Source organism: Streptomyces montanisoli, assembly GCF_017813245.1.
In the GTDB taxonomy this organism is placed as follows: Bacteria; Actinomycetota; Actinomycetes; order Streptomycetales; family Streptomycetaceae; genus Streptomyces; species Streptomyces montanisoli.
On sequence record NZ_JAGIQL010000076.1, the window covers coordinates 1 to 19,017 of the forward strand.

The window sequence follows — 19,017 nt, forward strand, 5'->3', positions numbered from 1 at the left end:
CGCAGCCGGCTTCGCCGGCACCCCGACCACGGATACGTCACCCCACTTGAAACGAGAACCCTTCTGAGGCAGAACCTCGCCCCCGCAGCGTAAGCACCCGCTGTCCAAGTTCAGGGGGGAACTTCAACCACCACTGACGCCCGCGGTAAGACGGTCACCCACACGTATGACGAAATGGGGCGCCCGACCGCCACGTACGACACGACAGGCGGAGCAGCACCCTCCAGCAGCAACGAGCTCACCTCCCACACGTACGACACGCTGAAGAAGGGGATGCCAACCTCTTCCACCAGCTACTCGGCCGGCGCCGCCTACGTCTCGAAGACCCTCGGCTACGACTCCCACGGCTGGCCCCAGGCGACATCACTCGTCATCCCCTCGACCCCGGACAACGGAAGCCTCGCCGGCACCTACATCCAGCAGTCGACATACAACCTGACCGGCACGGTGCACACACTCACTGACACGGCAGCCGGCTCCTTGCCCCAACGGACGCTGCTCTACGGCTACAACACCTTCGGCGAGCCAACGAGCGTCGCGGGCAGCCCAGGCTGGAGCTACGTCAACAAACTCACCTACACGGAGTTCGGTGAGCCCCAGCAGTTCACCTACGGCACCTCCGGCAACTTCGCCCAGCAGACGCTCCAGTACGACGACCAGACACGTCGCCTCAAGAGCTCCCTGACGGAAACGCAGTCCGGCCACGCAATTGCCGACAACACGAGCTACACCTACCAGCCGTCCGGCAACATCACTCGCATCTCCGACAAACTCGACGACGGAACCACGGACACCCAGTGCTTCACCTACGACTGGGCACAAAGGCTCTCCGCAGGCTGGACATCGGCCACCGCAGCCTGCGCGAGCTCTCCCTCGGCTTCCAGCGTCGGCGGGCCAGCCGCCTACTGGAAGTCGTGGACCTACAACGACACAGGGGACCGGGCCAAGCAGGTCGACCACGATCTCACCGGCGTGACCACGAATGACGCCACCACCACCTATACCGACGAGGTGGCAGGAAAGGGCCCCGCTCACGGCCTGGCCTCCGCCAACACCACGGTCCCGTCAGACCCGACGAAGAACACCGACACCACATACACCTACGACGCCGACGGCAACACGCGGACCCGAACCTCGCGAACCGGCACCGACACGTTCACCTACGACACATCGGGCCAACTCTCCGAGCTGAACTCGACCGGAACCAGCGGCGACACCAAGTACGTCTACGACGCCGACGGCAACCTCCTGATCCGGCGTGGCCCCAGCGACACCGTCCTGTTCACACAGGACGAAGAAGTCACCCTCAAGCACGGAGACACCACCGCCTCCGCAGTCCGCTACATCACCCTCGCCGGCCAGGTCGTGGCCACCGAGACATCCGACGGAAAGATCGCTTACGTCATACCCGACCGCCAAGGCACCGGCGACCTCGAGATCGACTCCCAGACCCAGGCCATATCCCGCCGCCAGTACACCCCATTCGGCGCGGTCCGCACATCGAACGACGACTGGACCGGCACCCGCGGGTACGTCGGAGGCCAACAAGACGACACCACCGGACTGACCAACCTGGGAGCACGGGAATACGACCCCTCTGCAGGAAGATTCCTCTCCGTAGACCCGGTCCTGAACAGCTCAGACCCCGAATCGTGGAACGCGTATGCCTACGCGGACAACAACCCCACCACGGAAAGCGATCCGTCCGGTGAGTGCCCCCCGGATCGCTGTGGGTCCGGCATCCCCTACGCCGACGGCTCGGGCAGAATCGCCAAGTCTGGGCCTGTCGATCCGGATAACTCAGGCTCGGTCCATTGCGGCACCAACGGAATGTGCAGCGACGGCAGAAAGTGGGACGACAACAGAGGCCACCCAGGCAGCGGTGGCTCATCCCATGGCGGTAGCTCAGCGGGACGATCGTCGTCGAGCGGCAAGAGCGTTTCAAACACCACAAGCACCCGGCATGCTGAAGCCCAAGCAGCAGCCAGAAAGAAGGCCTCGGCCACCGCAGTCCTCACCGCCGCAAAGAAACAGAAAGAAGGCTTCACCCATAGGATCATCAACCTCATCGCTGACTTCGTCGGAGTTACCGACGCCGTCAACTGCTTCACGAAGGGCGACGTATGGGGATGTATCAACACGGCACTCAACGCCGTTCCATGGGGCAAAGCATTCGAGGCCATTAAAGTAGGCTATAAAGCCTATAAAGTCTGGCGACAATTCGAAAAGGCCGAAGCGGCAGTCCAAGACGCCGAAGAGAGCGTAAGAGCAGCGGACAAGGTGCTCAGGGCAGCCACCTGCCCCGTACACAGCTTCGTCGGAACTACAGCAGTCCAACTCGCTGACGGCACCACAAAACCCATCAGCAAGCTCAAAGCCGGCGACACGGTCGAGGCCACGGACCCGCAGACTGGGGTGACCGCGCCCGAAAAGGTCGACAGACTCATCGTCACCAAGACAGACCACGACTTCACCGACGTCAAGATAGCCGGTACCCACGGCAAGGCCGCCGTCCTCACGACAACCTGGCACCACCCCTTCTGGGACGCCACACACCACCGCTGGACCGACGCCGACCACCTCGCCCCGGGCACCCGCCTTCGACAGGCTGACGGGTCCACCGCCACGGTCTTGGCGGTACGGAACTACCAACGCTACACGACCACCTACGACCTCACGGTCGACCGCATCCACACGTACTATGTGCTGGCGGGCGAGACTCCGGTACTCGTTCACAATGCAACGCCAGGTCAGAAGTGCGATCTGACGCTGGGTGCTGGTCCGAATGCCCGCGAGGGAGTAGCCCTGGAGAACGGTGACATTGAAGCCGATGGCGTTCGAGATCTGATCAATGAATCCGGAAATGCGCACGGCTGTCACACTTGCGATGCCACGACGCCCGGCACCAAGTACGGTGACTGGATTCCAGATCACCAGCCGCCGTCTAGTCTCGTCGCTCCCGGGTCTCCCCAGACGGCGTATCCGCACTGCTGGCCCTGCGCTAGAAGACAGGCTGGGGTCGTCTCACAACTGTCACAGGCAAGGAGCAAGAAGGAATGGTAGCTAGTCGCCCCTCGGTTGCATTCCTCGCAAAAATCGAGCACGGATGCCTGATCTTGCAGGATGCAGGAAGTGACGATGACGTCAGCGACTGGGATCCGACGTCTAGCAGCTGGTATCGAGAGGGTAGTTCACTCATCTTCAGCGTTCAGGCCGGCGTCGATGGTCCGGTCGAATGTGAGGTGTGGAAGTCAGCTCCCCCTACGGTGCTTCCTGCGAAACTGTTCGAGGCGTCGCTGCCATGTTCGTCCGGATGGCTCGTATTGCATGATGCGAACGATTATGTCCGGATGCAATTTTCGGGGTTCCGTGACTCCGTGATCTGCTCGGTAATGGTGGATGATCCACAATTTCCGTCAAAGGTTCAGATCTTGCTGAGCGCGGAAGGCAAATAGCTTCCTGGTGTCTGCAGAAGGGCGAGGTTCTATTCGGGGATCTCGCCAGTTTCCCGCATGCGGCGTGAGGGCGTCGTTCCACTGGGGGATGTCGACCTTCCCGCGTAATTCCGAACTGCAAAGTGGAAGCCCCGTCAGGTGTGTCCTGGCGGGGCTTCTGCATGGAGTGACGGCAGTAGTTGACGGCAACGTCAGCGGACGGTGGCTCCGAACAGCGGCGGGTCATCGCTAGGGGCCTGCCGATCAATAACTCTGCGCTTTTCGTGGGCTGTTGGGTCGTAGGATGCAAGGGTGTCGGAGGGGACGAAGGTAGGGTTGGTGGATGTGTTCGGCTGTTGCTGCCGCATCTCGATGAGCGCCAGCAGCGGCTGACGCTGGGCGCCGCGGCCCGTGTGCTGGGCCATGGCGGGATCCGCATGGTGGCCGGAGCGGCCGGGGTGGCGGAGTCCACGGTGTCGCGCGGGAAGCGGGAGCTGGAGCACGCGGAGGAGCCCGTCGGCCGGGTCCGCGCGCCGGGCGCCGGGCGCCGGGCGGAAGTCTTTGCGGGAGGCCGATCCGGGGCTGGTGCCCGCGTTGCTGGCGCTGGTCGAGCCGGACCAGCGCGGCGACCCGGAATCCCCGCTGCTGTGGACGGTGAAGTCCACCCGGAATCTGGCGGCCGAGCTGACACGTCAGGGACACCGGGTCGGCTCGGACACGGTGGCCGCGCTGTTGAAGGCGGAGGGCTTCTCCCTGCAGGGCACCTCCAGGACGACCGAGGGGGCCCGGCATCCGGACCGGGACGCCCAGTTCCGCTACATCAACGACCAGGTCACGGCGTACCTCGCCGACGGGCAGCCGGTCATCAGCGTGGATGCCAAGAAGAAGGAGACGCTGGGCAACTACGCGGTCGTCGGACGTGAGTGGCATCGCGCCGGGCAGCCGGTGCAGGTCCGCGCACACGACTTCCCCGCCGTGCCGTACGGGATCTACGACATCGGCGCGGACGCAGGCTGGGTGTCGGTGGGCTGCGACGGGGACACATCCGCTTTCGCGGTGGCCACTTTGCGACGCTGGTGGAACGGTGAGGGGCGCCGCCGATACCCGCACGCTTCCCGCCTGCTGGTCACCGCCGACGCCGGAGGCTCCAACGGCTACCGTGTGCGCGCCTGGAAGAAGGAACTCGCCGATTTCGCCTACGAGACAGGAATCGAGGTGACTGCCTGTCACTTTCCGCCGGGAACATCGAAGTGGAACAAGATAGAGCACCGGCTGTTCTCCCAGATCAGCATCAACTGGCGTGGCAGACCCCTGACCAGCCACGAAGTTGTCGCCAGCACCATCGGAGCGACCACGACACGCAGTGGTCTGTCCGTGCACGCCGAGCTCGACCCCGGTGCCTACCCAACCGGCGTCACCGTCCCCGACACCGTCATGGAACGCCTGCCCCTGACACCGCACGAGTGGCACGGTACGTGGAACTACACGATGCCCCCTGAACCGCTCGCCCTCGAACCGCCCCTTGCCACAACCGAGTTCGGACGCTTTCCGGCCGGGGACAAGCTCCCGGCCTGGCTGCGGCATCCCAGCGTCACCGGACTTGAGCCCGCCGCCTTTGACGATCTCGCCGTCCGCTACCGCACCTGGTGTGCCGAGCACCCGCCGATCTTCCTGCCCGGGAAACGCCCCGACGGCGGCCCGGGCGCCGGCGGCAGATGGCTCTCCGTCTCCGACCAGCTTGTCGTCTTCCTTCTCGCGAAGCGCTGGTCCATGGCCCAGGCGCCACTTGCCGAGGCGACCGGCCTGGCCAAGAGTCGAATCGGCGCGACCCTCCGCGAGGTCGCGCCCGCGCTCACCGCGCTCGGCCACACGATCCAGGCCGGCGCCCTCACCGTGACCACAGCACAACAACTCGCCGCGATCGCCGGACACAACCCCACACCCCTATAGTCCTCACCCAGATCCAGCAATTATTGATCGGCAGGCCCCTGGTCGCGCCGGTCATTCCGATTAGGGCAGGCCGTGAGTCTGCCCCTGCGAAGCGTGAGGCCACAACACCCACACCCGCAAAGGCACCCAACCCGTTCGCACACCTGTTGTGAGCGCGCCTGGGGACGTGTCTCCCTGAAGCCAACTCGACCGTGTGAGGCCCGCTCCTGCGGGCCTCTCGGCGTTGTGCCTACTTGTTCGGCAGAGGATCGGAGACGTAAGAGCCCCGCTGCGGCACGGTGAATACCCACCCATCCTCAACCAATGCCGCGATCCCACGGCGCACCGTTGAACGTGCGATCCCGTACTCCTGCACAAGCTGAGCTTCGGAGGGGATAGGGCGTCCAGGCTGCCAGTCCCCGCGTTGGATGCGGGCGGTCAAGATCTCGACCAACTGACGGTAGGGCGTCAACGGTGCGTCCGGATCAATCAGGGCATCTGCGTCCATGGTCCGACCGTAGGTAGGGGCCTACGACTCAGCATCTTGAGATACGTCTAGAGACGAAGCGATACAAGGCGTAACGTGTACGCGGTGGGTAGCTACTCGGCTACCCATGCAAGACCCCGGCGACCGCGTGAACGGCCCCGGGGCGCGGCTCTCATCTGACTGGAGACGAGAACATGACCGAACCTATCAGCGCACCGCTTCCCCGCCCGATCGGCAGTCTCCGCCGACTCCCTTGGGATGGTCCGGAGGAAAAGCCGGCGTACGTGGCAGCAGACAGCGACGGAGCGCTGGCGCAAATGGCAGACGCTATCGAGGCACGGCAGATCCGCTCCGCGCACGTGGTGCACGGCGTTGCCGTCGACATGCTGGGGCGCTCAGACGACCTCACCAGGGGCGAGCTGCTGTTCCTGGTCCGCAGGCTCCGCGAGTCGCTGACCGAAACGCTTGCCATCGCTGCTAGCAGAGCACAGAGGCTTGGCCTGGAAGACTGACGCCCCCCCCTTACGCCCCCGACCACGCACCATCGGTCGGGGGTTCAGTCATGCCCTCTAGTGGCGCTCAGCGCCTACAGCGGGGCCTTTAATCGTCACCTTGGCCGTGCCCTCGTATGGCACGGCATTACGCCACACCAGCGGGCTTCGTTCCCGAACAACCGGGGGCGGTTCGACTGCGCCGGGTCTGACCATGCTCACGGCTTCTCGTAACTGCTCAGGACTGAGTCCGGAGTCTCTGATCAGCTTCAAGACGTGCTCAGGCAGCACAGTCACACCATCCCGGGTGCGTCGTAGAGCGGGAACCAGCGGTTCAGGTCAGACTCAATGCGAAGATCATTCTTGAGCAGCGCAGCGACCTGGAGCTCTGCGGCCGAGTCACGTTTTTGCTGGTCAGGTCGTATACACATCGGGTAGAAGCTGCCGCGCTTGTAGAGGTACACGAGCGCGAGCGGCCGCTCGTCGGCGTCGCGGAAGCCGACCAGCGAGCACAGCAGCTGCGGGCCGAACCCGCCCTCCTGCAGCAGGGTGTTGACCGCGTGCAGATCGTTGACCAGGGCGGCCGTGTCGTCGGGCGGCCGGCGCGCGAGCAGCCAGGTGTAGCCGTACGAGTCCTGGCTGAACTCCACGGGGTGGCGGCCCCGGCCGGCGTCCGTGCCGGAGTCGGCGTACGCGTTCAGCAGGTCCTCGACGTCCTGCTTGATCCTTGCGAATCCGCCGCCCTCGACGGCCGCGAAGCAGACCGAGCCCAGGCCCGTGGGCGTATAGCCGGCCCCTGCCTTGAGGGTCAGCGCGGCGGACGGGACGGCGAAGAGCTGGTCGAGATCGGGGCGGACCGGTTTGCTCCGGCCGAGGATGGTGTCGAGGAGGCCCACTCGGGCCACCCCCTCCCTGTGAGGATGTGGCCGGCGGCCTCGAACGCCCGATGCGTACGCGGTCACGGGCGGCCGAGTTCGACGGAGATGCGGGCGAGCTGCTCGAGCCGCTGTTCCAGCGTCGGGTGCGAGGAGAACAGCCGGCCGATGCTCTGCTTCGAGGAGAACGCGGGCACGAAGTAGAAGGCGTTGTACGGCTCGGCCCTACGCAGGTCCTCCGTCGGGATCCGCGCCATCTGGCCGCTCACCTTCGTCAGCGCGGAGGCGAGCGCCGAGGGGCGGCCGGTGAGCTGTGCGGCCGTGCGGTCGGCGGACAGCTCGCGGTAGCGCGAGAGCAGCCGCGTCAGCAGGAAGCCGATCACGTAGACCACGGCGCTGACCACCGGTACCAGCAGGATCGCCAGCCCGGCGGGGCCCGCGTTGCGCGCGCTCCTCGACAGCCCACTGTAGAGCGCGATCCGGGTGATCACCCCGGCCAGCACCCCGAGGAACGAGGCGATCGTCATCACGGCGACGTCGCGGTGCGCGACGTGCGACATCTCGTGCGCGAGCACGCCCTCCAGCTCCTCCGGCTCCAGCCTGCGCAGCATGCCCGTGGTGACGCAGACCAGGGCGGTGCGCTCGTTCCTGCCGGTGGCGAAGGCGTTCGGGATGTCGCTGCGGGCGATGGCCACCTTGGGCTTGGGCATGTCGGCGAGCGCGCAGATCCGGTCGACGGCGCCGTGCAGGGCGGGCGCCTGTTCCTGGGTGACCTCGTGCGCGCCCATGCCGAAGGCGGCGATCTTGTCGCTGAACCAGAACTGCACGACGAAGAGCACCCCGGCGAGTACCAGGATGATCGGCCAGAACTTGCCCAGTGCGACGAGCAGCACGCCCACCAGCACGACGTAGAGCAGGCCGATCAGGAACATGGAGGTCACCATGCGGGTGGTCAGTCCGCGGTCCTGCTTGTAGCGGGTCTGTGTCATCGAACGCCTCCGTCGTTTCACGCTCCCGCCTACATCTTGCTCCTTTCCCCGTCCGAACGTGATAAGCGGAGGATATGAATAACGGGTGTGCGGTTCGCCCGTCCGACCGGCAGACTTCCGCCATGAACGACAGGCTCGACGACGTCCCCGACGCCCCTGCAACTCAGGGGGCGGGGGACCTGATCACCACCCCCATCACCGCCGATCTCCTGCGCGGCGCGCTCGATCTCGAACAGAGGGAGAGAGGTCTGCTCCCGCACCGGCTGCCGGCCTCGGCACGCGCACAGAACAGCGACGGCCAGCTGGCGATGGCGGAGGCCCAGCCCTCCGGCGTGCGACTGGTCTTCCGCACCGGCGCCACCGCCATCGAGCTGGACGCCCTGCGCACCAAGAACGCGTACGTGGGCGTCCCGCCCCGGCCCGACGGTCGCTACGACCTGCTCGTGGACGGCCGGCTGACCGCGCAGGCGAGCGTGACCGGCGGCAACGTGCTGCTGATCGACATGTCCGCGGGGACCACTCAGGCCCAGCAGGGGCCGGTCGGCACGGTCCGCTTCACCGGCCTGCCCGCCCGCGACAAGGAGGTCGCGATCTGGCTCCCGCACACCGAGATCACCGAGCTGGTCGCGCTGCGCACCGACGCCCCCGTCGAGCCGGTCGCGGACAGCGGCCGTACGAGGTGGCTGCACCACGGAAGCTCCATCAGCCACGGCTCCAACGCCGACAGCCCCAGCACCACATGGCCCGCGCTGGCCGCCTCGATCGCCGGCGTGGAACTGACGAACCTGGGGTTCGGCGGCAGCGCCCTGCTCGACCCGTTCACCGCCAGAGCGGTGCGCGACACCCCCGCCGACCTGATCAGCCTCAAGATCGGCATCAACGTCGTCAACGCCGACCTCATGCGGCTGCGGGCGTTCGGCCCGGCGGTGCACGGCTTCCTCGACACCATTCGCGAGGGCCATCCCACCACGCCGCTGCTGGTCGTCTCGGCCCTGCTGTGCCCCATCCACGAGGACACGCCGGGGCCGTGCGCCCCCGATCTTGAGAACATGAAGGACGGGCAGCTCCAGTTCCGCGCCCTGGGCGACCCGGCCGAGGTGGGGGCGGGGAAGCTGACGCTCAACGTCATCCGGGAGGAACTGGCCCGCATCGTGCGCGAGCGTGCGGCCGACGACCCGAACCTGCACTACCTCGACGGCCGTGAACTGTACGGCGAGGCGGACTTCGCCGAACTGCCGCTGCCCGACCAGCTGCATCCGGACGCGGTTACGCACCGCCGCATCGGCGAGCGCTTCGCGGCGCTGGCCCTGGGCCCCGAGGGGCCGCTGGCCGCACGCCGGACCTGAGGAGCCACTGCCCCCAGCGGCTCTACCCGCCGCGCAGGTGGTCGTGGAGTGCACGGGCCACCTGCGCCATGGCCGCCTCCGCGGCCGGCTGCGCAGCCGCGGGGACGCGTGACTCGGTGAGCGCGGCCACGGCGAGCGTGTCGCCGTCGTCGTGCTCGACGACGCCGACCTCGTGGCGCAGGTTCAGCAGCGTCCCCGTCTTCGATGACCAGGTCTCCGCGTCGGACGCGAAGTCGGGGGCCAGCCGCTGCCTGAACACGTTCTCGCGCATGAGCAGGCGCAGGCGCTCGGCCACCTCGGGCGGTACGCGGGAGGGCCGCCACAACTCGTGCAGCAGGTCGGCGAACGCCCGCGCGGAGCCGGCGTTGGCGCGGCTCACGTCCAGCTGCGCCAGCTGATGCCCCTGCCCGGGTGTGCCGGCCCCGATCGCCAGGGCGTGGGCCAGCCCTGTACTGCGCGGGGTGAGGTTGGCTGCCGCGGCTTCGGAGACGTCCCGCATGCGGTGCCGTACGGCGATGCCCTCGATGCCCGCGTGGCGCAGGGCGCCGTGCACGTCCCGCGGTGGCACGAGGCCGAACAGCGCGTCGGCCGCCGCGTTGTCGCTCATCGAGACGCTGAGGTACAGCAGGTCGTCGACCGCGATCCGTGCGGGGTGGCGGAAGCGGCTCAGCCCCACGGGGCCCGAGGCCGGCCGGCCGGCGGACGCGCGTTCGCCGGCCGGCCTCACGTCGATCTCGGCCGCCCCGTCGAGCAGACCGGCGTGCCGCCGCTGGAGCACGGCCAGCGCGAGCGGCAGCTTCACCAGGGATGCGACGGGGAGCACGCGGTCGGCGTCGATCCCGACCTGCTCGCCGGTCGCCAGGTCGCGGACGAGGAACGAGCCCGCGAGCCCGGCGTCGGCGAGTACGCCCCTCAACTCGGCCACCAGCCGGACGCTGTTCACGGCTGCTCCCTGCCACGACTGGCCTGACGGGCCTGCGGGGCCCCGGCCGGGCGCGGCCCGGCAGAGCGGCCACCGTCCGCACGGTCCGCGGAGACTGCCGTGTGGCCCGGTGAGGCGGCCGCATGGCCCTGGGCAGCGGCTCCCGCGTGCGGCGCACCGAGCGCCCGTGCGACGTGCTCCCGCAGCACCCCCGTGAACCGTTCGGTGTCCGCGGAGCCGGCGGCCGTCCCGGCGCCGTGCGTGGCGGTTGCCGACGCGGCGTAGCCGCGTGCGGCGGGGTCGCCGGCGATCCTGCGCCACCCCATCTCCCAGTCCCGCGCCTGCTGCTCCGAGCAGACCAGCAGGTCGTCCCGTCCGCACAGCACGGCGGCCACGGCCCCCGGCCCCGACGAGGCGACCGCGATCTGGGCGGGCAGCAGCGCCGCACGGTGGCCGAGCTGCTCCAGGCGGCCGCGCACGTGCGGCACGTCGTCCTCGGGCTGGAGCCAGAGGTGCCGGGCGGCTCGTGTCCTGCCGGGGCGCAGCGTTTCGAGGCGCAGTGGCCCGTCCTGGCCGGACGCCGCGTGTCCCGCGGGCGGCGCGCCGGGCGCCGAGGCGACGCCGAGCGGCACGGTCCAGTCCGCCTCCGCCGGCGGCACGGCGAGAAGGGCGACCCTGACGTCGAGGGACCTCAGCAGCTCCGCGCGCTCGCCGGGCCCCGCCGCCGTGAAGTCGAGCGCTGCCCCCTCGCGGCGTGCCGCCGCGTCGAGTTCCGCGAGACGCATCGTGGAGCAGGTGGCCGGTACGGCCACGCCGAGCGGGCGCAGTTTCACCTGCTCGGCGTGCAACTCCATGGCATCGGCCAGCCGGACGAGCCGTTTCGCGGACGGGAGCATCGCCCGGCCGAACGCGGTGAGCGCCACGCGCCGCGTGGACCTGTCGAAGAGGCGCGCGCCGAAGTGGCCCTCAAGTGCGGCGATGCGCCGGCTCGCGACGGACTGGGGGACGCGCGCGGCGGAGGCTCCGAGCGTCACGCTCCCGTACTCCCCCACGCGCACGAAGACGCGGCAGGCGGCTATCAGGTCCACGACCCGATCGTATGCGGAAACGGCATGAATACGGCCACGCGGGTCTTTGACCGCATCGATCGGCGCCACCAGGCTGCCGAGCATGTACCTCGCGAAACTCCGGATCGCCGTGCCCGCCGCCGTGCTCGCCACCACCTCCGCACTGCTGGCAGGGTGCTCCTCCGCCTCCACCGACTCGTCAGGCACGTCGCCGTCCGCCTCGGCCGCCGCCGTGTCCGCGAGCGCCTCGCCCGCGGCGCTCGACCGTTCCGTGGCAGCGCTGGAGAAGCGCTACCACGCCCACGTCGGCCTGTACGTACTCGACACGAGGACCGGCAGGTCGGTGAGCTACCAGGCCGACCGGCGGTTCGCGCACTGCTCCACGATCAAGGCGCTCGCCGCCGGCGTCCTGCTCAGGCGGACGAGCGACGCACGACTCGACCACGTCATCACGTACCGCACGTCGGATCTGGTGAGTTACTCGCCGATCACCTCGAAACACGTCGCGCACGGCATGACGCTGCGCGCGGTCATCACCGCCGCGCTCGAATACAGCGACAACACCGCCGAGAACCTGATGGTGGCCCAACTCGGCGGCCCGGACGCGCTGGAGAGCGCCCTGCGCACGATGGGCGACGCGACGACGCACGTGGACAGGACGGAGCCGTCGCTGAACGACGCCACACCGGGTGACACCCGCGACACCAGCACGGCGCGCGCGCTCGGCACGGACCTGCGCGCCTTCCTGCTCGGCGACGCGCTGCCCGCGGACCGGCAGAGGCTGCTCAGGAACTGGATGGTGCACAACACGACCGGCACCGACTACATCAGGGCGGGGGTGCCCGCCGGCTGGAAGGTCGGCGACAAGACGGGCAGCGGCGGCTACGGGACGCGCAACGACATCGCGGTCGCCTGGCCGCCGGGGCGCGGCCCGGTCGTCATCAGCGTCCTGACGGACCGCGGCACGGCGAACGCGCCGTCCGGCGACGCGCTCATCGCCGACGCGACCAGGACGGCGCTGTCCGCGCTCGACGGCTGACAGCCGGGCGCGCCCGGTTGTCAGCCGCTTGCGATACTCCGGCCATGGATGGCGAACCGGCAACGGCACGGGCGGCGGGCGAAGGACCGGGATGGCGGTTGCGTTCCGCGGTGGCGGAGGACGTCGAGGTGATCGCGGAGTTGAAGGCCGAGGTGATGCGCGCGGACCTCGAACGCCTGGGGCGCTACGACGAGCACCGGGTGAGGCAGCGGCTGCGTGACTCCTTCTCCATGCGGCACACGTCGATCATCATGGTGGGGCGCACGCTCGCCGGATGCGTGACGGTCAGGCCCGCCGAGGGCAGGCACTGGCTGGAGCACTTCTACCTCGCTCCGGGGCAGCAGGGCCGCGGGCTGGGCTCCTCCGTCCTGCGCGCGGTGCTGGAACGGACGGACGCCCAGGGCGTGGACGTCGGGCTGATCGTCCTGCGGGGCAGTGCCGCCCGCAGGCTGTACGAGCGCCACGGATTCGCCGTGGAGTCCCAGGACCCGATCGACGTCGTCATGTCCCGGGCGGCCGGGGGTCCCGGCCAGGCCGCCACGGCTCCCCCGTGGGCGTGGCGGCGTGGCCGGGTCGGCCGCGTCGCGGCCGTGCCAGATGGACAGTAGAGGAGCGCCTCGGACCAGGGCGAGGTCTGTCCCGCACAGCGACCGCGCCCGCGGGTTTCGTTCCGCACAGCGAGCGTGCCGCTTCCGCTCACAGCAGGCCGAGCGCCGTGAGCGCCAGCCAGAGTTCGTACGTCGCGCTCGGCGCGTCCAGCAGGGACCTGCCGGTGGCCTCCTCCGCGCGCACCAGGCGTTTGCGCAGGCCGGGCGGTGAGAGGCCGAGCGACGCGGCGCCCGCGGCGAGCCGGGTGTCGGCGCGCAGCCAGGCCCGCACCGCGTCGAGGCACGCGGGGGCGAGCGGGTCGACGCGGGCGCGGGCCCACGTCAGCGTCGCGGGCGCGGCGAGCAGCGCGTCCAGGTCGGCGGGGCGGCCTGACGCGGACGGAATGTGCGGGACGCGCAGCCGGAGCGCGAGCCACACCGCCGACCGCGGCCCGACGCCGCTGATGAGGTCGAGTTCGAGGAGTTCCTGGACGAGCCGCAGTCGCGCGGTCAGCGTGTTGCGGTGGATCTTCAGGTGCTGGACGGCGCCCGCGCCGAAGGTCAGCCAGGAGGCGAGCGTGGCCAGCAGCTCCTCGGGGCCCGGGTCGGAGCGCCTGCCGGGTTCGTGGGCGAGGACGGGCCGCAGCAGCTCCGCGGCCCAGCGCGCCCCCTCGCTGCCCAGCAGCGGCGCGAGCCCGTCGTGGCGGCCGAAGCGCGACCACCGGCCGGGCGCACGCCGGGCGACCGCGAGCGCGTGGAAGGCCTGCTCGTAGCCGAGCGCCGTGTCCCGCAGCGGCACGTCGGCGCTCACCCCTATCCGGCACCCGGGTATCTCGTCGAGCACCGCGTCCTCCCAGCCGCAGACGTCCGCGGGCACCAGGGCGATGAGGTGGCGCGAGCGCACCGGGCACGGCACGACCCATGCCACTCCCCCGGCCGAGCGCTCGAGGCGCTCGCCGGCCGCGGCGCGGTCGAGTCCTGCCGACTCCACCACGCACACGCGCAGGGGCCCGGGCAGGATGTCCCCCATCGCACCGGCGACGCGGTGCGCCAGCGTCACACTGCCGGCGACGAGCAGGTGCAGCACCGCCTCGCGCCCGTGCGCCCGTACGTCCGCCATGCGCCTGCGGTCACGCGCGCACTCGTCGGACCGCAGCGCCAGCTCCACGAGGGGCGCCGCGTCGGCGAGCAGCGTGCCGTGCCGGCAGCCGTCGTTTCCGTCGAGCACGAGGTACGCGCCGCTCCCCACGGCCGCCATGTGCACGGTCCGCCGCCGGTCCGCGCCGGTGACCCCGGACGGCATGCCGCGCCGGTACAGGTCCCCGACCGCGGCGACGGCGTCCTGCGCCGGACCGCGGGGAGCGGCCGCGACGACGGCTCCTTCGCCTGTCACCACCGCGGCCGTGCCGCCGGTGCGCCGCGCCAGCCATTCGAGGAGCGCCCCCACGGGCCGGGCGCTGCCCGCGACTCTCACCAGCGCGAGTGCGTCCTCGGCACGTGCCGCGCCGGGACGGGGATACGTGCCTGCGTCGATACCGCGCGGCGCCTCTCCCATGACGGACACGGTAACCGTGCGGCGCCCGGGCACGGCAACCCTGTCCCGCTCCTCTACGTGCGGGCCGCGGCGCCGGTGTCGACGGGCAGCCGGCGCAGGCGGCGCAGGCACTCCCCGTGCCAGTCGAGCTCGTCCGCGCGCAGGACGGGCGAGATGGCGGGGAAGCGGGCGAACAGCCGCGTCAGCACGGAGTGGACGACGCGGCGGCCCAGGCCCGCGCCCAGGCAGTAGTGGGGACCGTGCCCGAACGTCAGGTGTCCAGCGGGGTTCGGCCGCCCCGGGTCGACGCTCAGCGGCCGCGGCCACGCGGCGGCGTCCAGGTTGGCGCGCAGCAGCGCGGCCACCACGACGGAGCCGCGCGGCAGGTCGACGCCCGCGATCCGGCAGTCCTCGCGGGTGAAGCGCCAGCTCCCGTACTGGAAGGCCGGGTTCAGCCGGAGGATCTCCTCGGTGAGCGGCACGGTGGTGTCCTCGCCGCGCCGCAGGGCGTCGCGCAGCCGCGGGCGGTCCAGGGCGGTGAGGACCGCGGCGGGCACGACGGTGGTGAGGGAGTCGAGGGTGCCGACGAGCAGCATGCCGACCATGCCGGTCAGTTCCTCGTTGGTGAGCAGCCCGTCCGCGTGCGCTCGCAGGAGCGCGGACGCCGGCGTGGGGCGGGTCGCGCCGCGTGCTGCCCCGACGACGTGGAGTACGGAGCGGGTGAACGCCCGCTGCGCCGCCGTCTCGCGCGGGGTGCCGGGGCCGGTGGTGCCCGCGTCGATGACGGCACGCACGGCGGCCCTGCGCTGGTGGGGCGGCAGCCCGAGCACCTCGCCCGCCGCGGCGTCGGCGATGGGCAGCGCCAGGTCGGCGACGATGTCGATCCGCTCGTGCGCCGGGAGGGCGCGCAGCAGTTCGGACGTCGACTCCCCGATCCGCGCGGCGGAGTGTGCGGTCGCGGCGGCGGTGAAGTACGGGGTGAGCAGAGAGCGCATGCGGCGGTGGCGTGCTCCCGAGGCCGCCAGCAGTTGCGGCGTGCGGGCGAAGAAGTCGTCGGGGTAGTGGAGGGCGGGGAAGCCCTGCACGGGCCCCACCTCGCGCACGTCGTTGGTGAGCCGCGGGTCGGAGAGGACGGCGCGCGCGGTCGCCGCGTCCTCGGCCGCCCAGGCGCGCAGGCCGCCGCCCAGGGTGACCGGCCTCAGCCGCGGCCCGTGCGGCGGCGCGTGCCGGGCGTCCGGGACGCTGAACCCGCTCTCGTGGAGTGCGGGGCAGGCCAGCCGCGGCGCGTCGCCCCGGGCTGGCCCCGGCGCCCCGCCATGGTCCAGGGCCGCGGTGGTGGAGCTCATGGCCGGGTGAGGACGAGTGCGGTGTTCTGGCCGCCGAAGCCGATGGAGGTGCTGACCACCGCCGACATCCGCCGCTGTCTCGGCCGCTTGGTGACGATGTCGAGGTCCACCGCGGGGTCGGGGCGGTCGAGGTTGGCGGTGGGGTGGATGCGCTGGCTCTGCAGGGTCAGCACGCTGACGGCCGCCTCGATGGCGCCGGCCCCGGCGATGGCGTGGCCGATGACGCTCTTGGTCGCGGTGACCGGCGGCGGGGTGCCGAAGACGGTGCGCAGGGCCTGCGCCTCGCTGGTGTCGTTGGCCTGCGTCGAGGTGGCGTGCGCGTTGACGTGGTGGATGTCGGCGGGTTCGAGGCCGGCGTCGCGCAGGGCTTGGCGCAGCGCGAGTACGGTGCCGCGCCCTGTGGGGTGGGGCGTGGTCCAGTGGTGGGCGTCGCTGGTGATGCCGCATCCGGCGAGGTGGGCGCGGATGGACGCGCCCCGCGCCCTGGCGTGGCGCGACTCCTCCAGGACGAGGATCCCGGCGCCCTCGCCGAGTACGAAGCCGTCGCGTTCGGCGTCGAAGGGGCGCGAGGCGCCCGCCGGGTCGTGCCGGCGGGTCGACAGGGCGCCCATCCGCCAGAAGGCGCCCGCGGCCAGCCGGGAGTAGGCGGCGGACTCGCTGCCGCCGGCCAGCACGATGTCGCAGGTGCCCGAGACGATCAGGTCCCGCGCCAGCGCGATGGCCGTGGCGCCGGACGCGCAGGCCGTGGAGACCGCGAAGTTGGGTCCTGTGGCACCGCAGTCGATGGCGATCTCGGCCGGTGCCATGTTGGGCATGGAGCGCGGCACGTCGGTGGGCGACAGCGCGCGGTGGGCGCCGCGCGCGAGGTGCCCGTACTCGCGCTCTGCGGTGTCCTGGCTGCTGGCGCCGACGCCGATGACGACGCCCACGCGTGTGGAGTCCCAGTCGGCCGGGTCGAGGCCCGAGTCGCGGAGCGCCTCGCGGGCCGTGGCCAGCGCGAGGTGCACGAAGCGGTCCGTGCGCCACACGATGCGGCGCCCGATGAGGCGCACGGCGTCGAAGTCCGGGACCTCGCAGCAGAACGTGACCGGCAGGTCCTCGAGCCTGGGAGTGTGGGCGGCGGTGGGTGTGCCGTCGCACAGCCGGTCCCAGGTGGCCGGGGCGCCGATGCCGGCGGGGGTGGTCATGCCCAGGCCGGTGACCGCGACGGATCGGCGCGTCACGACGCGGCGGTGGCGGTCGGCGTCGCGGTCGCGGTGGCGGTCGGCGTCGCGGTCGCGGTGGCGGTCGCGGTCGCGGTCGCGGTCGGGCAGAGCGCGGCGACGGCGTCCGCGGCCTCCGCGAGCGTCATGCTGGGCGAGAAACCGCTCTCCACGTCGGGGAGTTGGATGCCGAGCTGGTCCTCCAGCACGACGACGGTCTCGGCGAGGGCGAGCGAGTCCAGCTCCAGCTGCTCGAAGGTGGTCGACGCGTCGATGTCGGCGGGGTCGACCCCGAAGTGCTCGGTCATGATGGCGGTGAAGCGGTCCAGCATCGGGCTGCTCATGCTTGCTGACCTCTCAGGGTGGGGGCTGCCTGGCCGTTCGGCGCGTGGGGCGCGTGGGGCGGGTGCGGGATGCGGGAGACGTGCGTCGGCGGTGCGAGCGCGGCGTCCAGGTAGGTGCTGTCGATGGCGCGCGGGGGCTCCGTGATCCGGCGTCGCTCCAGGTCCGCCGGCGCGGCGCGGGCGTAGGTCCTGCGCAGGCCGAGGTAGGCGGTGGCGTCCACGCCGTACGCGTCGAGACCGCGCTCGAGGTCGGTGGGGTCGTTCCGCTCGGTGACCAGTGAGAGCCGCAGGCCGGGGATGGTGCGCTCGATCGCCGCGTTGACGAGGGACACGGGTGTGTCGTGCGGGTGGACGATGTGGTGAACGGCCACGCCGGGCCGCCTCGTCGCGCGGTCGGCGAGGCAGAGCATCGACGCGACCGCGTCCTGCACGGCAAGCAGATTGACCGTCGCGTCGGGGTCTCCGAGCAGCCGCACGTCGATCGGCGCGCCGGCCTCACGCGACGCTCCGCCCGGGGCCGCGACCGCCAACTGCCTTGTGAGGAGCGTCATTTTCGCGGCGAGTACGGCGTAGGTGTGCCGCGGCGCCCTGGGCAGGGCCCTGCGCGCGCTCAGCAGCACGGAGGGCCGGTACACCGTGGCACTGCGTCCGCCGTCCGCCGCCCACGCGTGGACGAGTTCCTCGGCGCGGTGCTTCGACTCCTCGTAGGGGGTGACGAATCCGCCGTCCGCCGGGAGGCGCTCCTCGGGGACCACGCCGTGGCTCCACCGGCCGGCGACGAACGCGGTGCTGATGTGATGGAGGTGCGGCCGGCGCGCACCGCTCTCCGCCCATGCGAGAACGCGCCGCGTGCCTTCGACATTGGCCAGGTGCAATGCGTCGGGATCGCCGTTCAGGGTGGTGAGGGCGGCGCAGTGCCATACGGCCGAAACGGCGTCGGCGAGTTGGTGGTATCGCGATTCCGGCAGCCCGAGGCGTGGGCGGCCGAAATCGACGCGCACGGGCGTCACCTGACCCGGAATTCTCGCGAGGGTGCTCTCGCCGGCGCCCGCGGAACGGAGTGCGAGGGTCAGGGAACGGGCCGCCGCGTGCTCGTCGCGGCGCCCGAGGGCCACGACGTGACAGTCTCGTTCGAGTAGACGAATGAGCAGGTGGGAGCCGAGGAATCCGGTCGCCCCTGTCAACGCGACGGTGCGGTCGGGGCGTCGGGCGCTTCCCGTATTCGCTGTCGCTTTTCCGGGTGCTGACATCGGACTCCTCGCCTCCTTCGTCCTCTTCACGACTTCATGTGTTCATGACTTCACGGCGAACGGATTTGGGACTGTACTCGCCGCCGGGTCGTCCGGCGGTTCCGACATGGGCATTTCCCGCAGGCCTTCGGAAGAACGCTTTTCTGGTTTTTCCGTTCGCCGCGCATATCACCCC

16 protein-coding genes and 1 pseudogene are annotated in these 19,017 nt (G+C 70.5%); 7 read left to right on the top strand and 10 right to left on the bottom strand.

The annotated features are described in order from the left end of the window. Positions 1-174 precede the first annotated feature (174 nt). The 3 genes and pseudogenes from JFN87_RS18795 (at position 175) to JFN87_RS18810 (ending at position 5,384) form a co-directional block, all read left to right on the top strand. Positions 175-3,063 carry an RHS repeat-associated core domain-containing protein gene (locus tag JFN87_RS18795; RefSeq protein WP_245180316.1) on the top strand — a complete coding sequence of 963 codons (2,889 nt, stop codon included), beginning with the start codon at positions 175-177 and terminating at the stop codon, positions 3,061-3,063. Further along, positions 3,057-3,455 (top strand): hypothetical protein, encoded by a 399-nt coding sequence (locus JFN87_RS18800; protein ID WP_209341458.1) that lies wholly within the window; start codon positions 3,057-3,059, stop codon positions 3,453-3,455. Before JFN87_RS18795 ends, JFN87_RS18800 begins: the two co-directional genes overlap by 7 nt. Before the next feature lie 318 nt (positions 3,456-3,773). Next, positions 3,774-5,384: pseudogene (locus tag JFN87_RS18810) on the top strand (ISAzo13 family transposase). A gap of 229 nt (positions 5,385-5,613) precedes the next feature. On the opposite strand, the gene JFN87_RS18815 reads toward JFN87_RS18810, so the two are convergent. Next, positions 5,614-5,871, bottom strand: a complete 258-nt coding sequence (locus JFN87_RS18815) for a GntR family transcriptional regulator (protein ID WP_209341463.1) — start codon at positions 5,869-5,871, stop codon at positions 5,614-5,616. Positions 5,872-6,134: 263 nt separating this feature from the next. On the opposite strand from JFN87_RS18815, the gene JFN87_RS18820 reads away from it, so the two are divergent. Next, entirely contained in the window at positions 6,135-6,362 is a 228-nt protein-coding gene (locus tag JFN87_RS18820; RefSeq protein WP_209341465.1) for a hypothetical protein, read from the top strand. Between the two features lie 272 nt (positions 6,363-6,634). Here the strand turns inward: JFN87_RS18820 and pspAB are convergent, their stop codons facing one another. Both pspAB and htpX read right to left on the bottom strand, forming a co-directional pair. Continuing rightward, positions 6,635-7,237, bottom strand: a complete 603-nt coding sequence (pspAB, locus tag JFN87_RS18825; protein ID WP_209341513.1) for a PspA-associated protein PspAB — start codon at positions 7,235-7,237, stop codon at positions 6,635-6,637. Between the two features lie 62 nt (positions 7,238-7,299). Beyond that, positions 7,300-8,205: a zinc metalloprotease HtpX gene (gene htpX / locus JFN87_RS18830; protein ID WP_209341467.1), complete on the bottom strand. Its 906-nt coding sequence runs from the start codon at positions 8,203-8,205 to the stop codon at positions 7,300-7,302. 122 nt (positions 8,206-8,327) lie between these two features. Here htpX and JFN87_RS18835 point away from each other — a divergent pair, with 122 nt between their 5' ends. After that, positions 8,328-9,551 carry a GDSL-type esterase/lipase family protein gene (locus JFN87_RS18835; protein WP_209341469.1) on the top strand — a complete coding sequence of 408 codons (1,224 nt, stop codon included), beginning with the start codon at positions 8,328-8,330 and terminating at the stop codon, positions 9,549-9,551. 22 nt (positions 9,552-9,573) lie between these two features. On the opposite strand, the gene JFN87_RS18840 is transcribed toward JFN87_RS18835, so the two are convergent. Both JFN87_RS18840 and JFN87_RS18845 read right to left on the bottom strand, forming a co-directional pair. Then, positions 9,574-10,494, bottom strand: a complete 921-nt coding sequence (locus tag JFN87_RS18840) for a serine hydrolase (RefSeq protein ID WP_209341471.1) — start codon at positions 10,492-10,494, stop codon at positions 9,574-9,576. Then, the gene (locus JFN87_RS18845; RefSeq protein ID WP_307865508.1) at positions 10,491-11,561 is read right to left on the bottom strand and encodes a LysR family transcriptional regulator; all 1,071 of its coding nucleotides are present in this window, start codon (positions 11,559-11,561) and stop codon (positions 10,491-10,493) included. Before JFN87_RS18845 ends, JFN87_RS18840 begins: the two co-directional genes overlap by 4 nt. Positions 11,562-11,643: 82 nt before the next feature. Here JFN87_RS18845 and bla point away from each other — a divergent pair, with 82 nt between their 5' ends. Beyond that, complete coding sequence (gene bla / locus JFN87_RS18850; RefSeq protein ID WP_209341475.1) at positions 11,644-12,579, top strand: class A beta-lactamase; 936 nt, start codon at positions 11,644-11,646, stop codon at positions 12,577-12,579. A gap of 44 nt (positions 12,580-12,623) precedes the next feature. Beyond that, positions 12,624-13,187: a GNAT family N-acetyltransferase gene (locus JFN87_RS18855; protein ID WP_209341477.1), complete on the top strand. Its 564-nt coding sequence runs from the start codon at positions 12,624-12,626 to the stop codon at positions 13,185-13,187. 88 nt (positions 13,188-13,275) lie between these two features. Here JFN87_RS18855 and JFN87_RS18860 read toward each other — a convergent pair whose 3' ends face one another. Genes JFN87_RS18860 through JFN87_RS18880 form a run of 5 tightly spaced genes read right to left on the bottom strand, consistent with a single transcriptional unit; the run spans position 13,276 to position 18,842 of the window. Then, entirely contained in the window at positions 13,276-14,721 is a 1,446-nt protein-coding gene (locus JFN87_RS18860) for a PucR family transcriptional regulator (protein ID WP_209341478.1), read from the bottom strand. A 53-nt stretch (positions 14,722-14,774) separates the two neighbouring features. Next, complete coding sequence (locus JFN87_RS18865) at positions 14,775-16,046, bottom strand: cytochrome P450 (RefSeq protein ID WP_209341481.1); 1,272 nt, start codon at positions 16,044-16,046, stop codon at positions 14,775-14,777. Further along, a complete protein-coding gene (locus JFN87_RS18870) occupies positions 16,043-17,269 on the bottom strand; it encodes a beta-ketoacyl-[acyl-carrier-protein] synthase family protein (protein ID WP_209341483.1) in 1,227 nt (408 codons plus the stop codon). The genes JFN87_RS18865 and JFN87_RS18870 overlap by 4 nt, the downstream gene beginning before the upstream one ends. Then, on the bottom strand, positions 17,266-17,592 hold the full coding sequence (locus JFN87_RS18875) for an acyl carrier protein (protein WP_209341485.1): 327 nt from the start codon (positions 17,590-17,592) through the stop codon (positions 17,266-17,268). Before JFN87_RS18875 ends, JFN87_RS18870 begins: the two co-directional genes overlap by 4 nt. Then, positions 17,589-18,842, bottom strand: coding sequence for an SDR family oxidoreductase (locus JFN87_RS18880; RefSeq protein WP_209341487.1), 1,254 nt, complete (start codon positions 18,840-18,842; stop codon positions 17,589-17,591). Before JFN87_RS18880 ends, JFN87_RS18875 begins: the two co-directional genes overlap by 4 nt. Positions 18,843-19,017 lie beyond the last annotated feature (175 nt).

Excerpts from the sequence above, each read along its gene's own strand:
- JFN87_RS18795 (WP_245180316.1), top strand. The coding sequence starts at position 175 with ATGGGGCGCCCGACCGCCACGTACGACACGACAGGCGGAGCAGCACCC.
- JFN87_RS18855 (WP_209341477.1), top strand. The coding sequence starts at position 12,624 with ATGGATGGCGAACCGGCAACGGCACGGGCGGCGGGCGAAGGACCGGGA.
- bla (WP_209341475.1), top strand. The coding sequence starts at position 11,644 with ATGTACCTCGCGAAACTCCGGATCGCCGTGCCCGCCGCCGTGCTCGCC.
- JFN87_RS18815 (WP_209341463.1), bottom strand. The coding sequence starts at position 5,871 with ATGGACGCAGATGCCCTGATTGATCCGGACGCACCGTTGACGCCCTAC.
- JFN87_RS18800 (WP_209341458.1), top strand. The coding sequence starts at position 3,057 with ATGGTAGCTAGTCGCCCCTCGGTTGCATTCCTCGCAAAAATCGAGCAC.
- JFN87_RS18860 (WP_209341478.1), bottom strand. The coding sequence starts at position 14,721 with ATGGGAGAGGCGCCGCGCGGTATCGACGCAGGCACGTATCCCCGTCCC.
- htpX (WP_209341467.1), bottom strand. The coding sequence starts at position 8,205 with ATGACACAGACCCGCTACAAGCAGGACCGCGGACTGACCACCCGCATG.
- JFN87_RS18865 (WP_209341481.1), bottom strand. The coding sequence starts at position 16,046 with ATGAGCTCCACCACCGCGGCCCTGGACCATGGCGGGGCGCCGGGGCCA.
- JFN87_RS18880 (WP_209341487.1), bottom strand. The coding sequence starts at position 18,842 with ATGTCAGCACCCGGAAAAGCGACAGCGAATACGGGAAGCGCCCGACGC.
- JFN87_RS18835 (WP_209341469.1), top strand. The coding sequence starts at position 8,328 with ATGAACGACAGGCTCGACGACGTCCCCGACGCCCCTGCAACTCAGGGG.
- JFN87_RS18875 (WP_209341485.1), bottom strand. The coding sequence starts at position 17,592 with ATGAGCAGCCCGATGCTGGACCGCTTCACCGCCATCATGACCGAGCAC.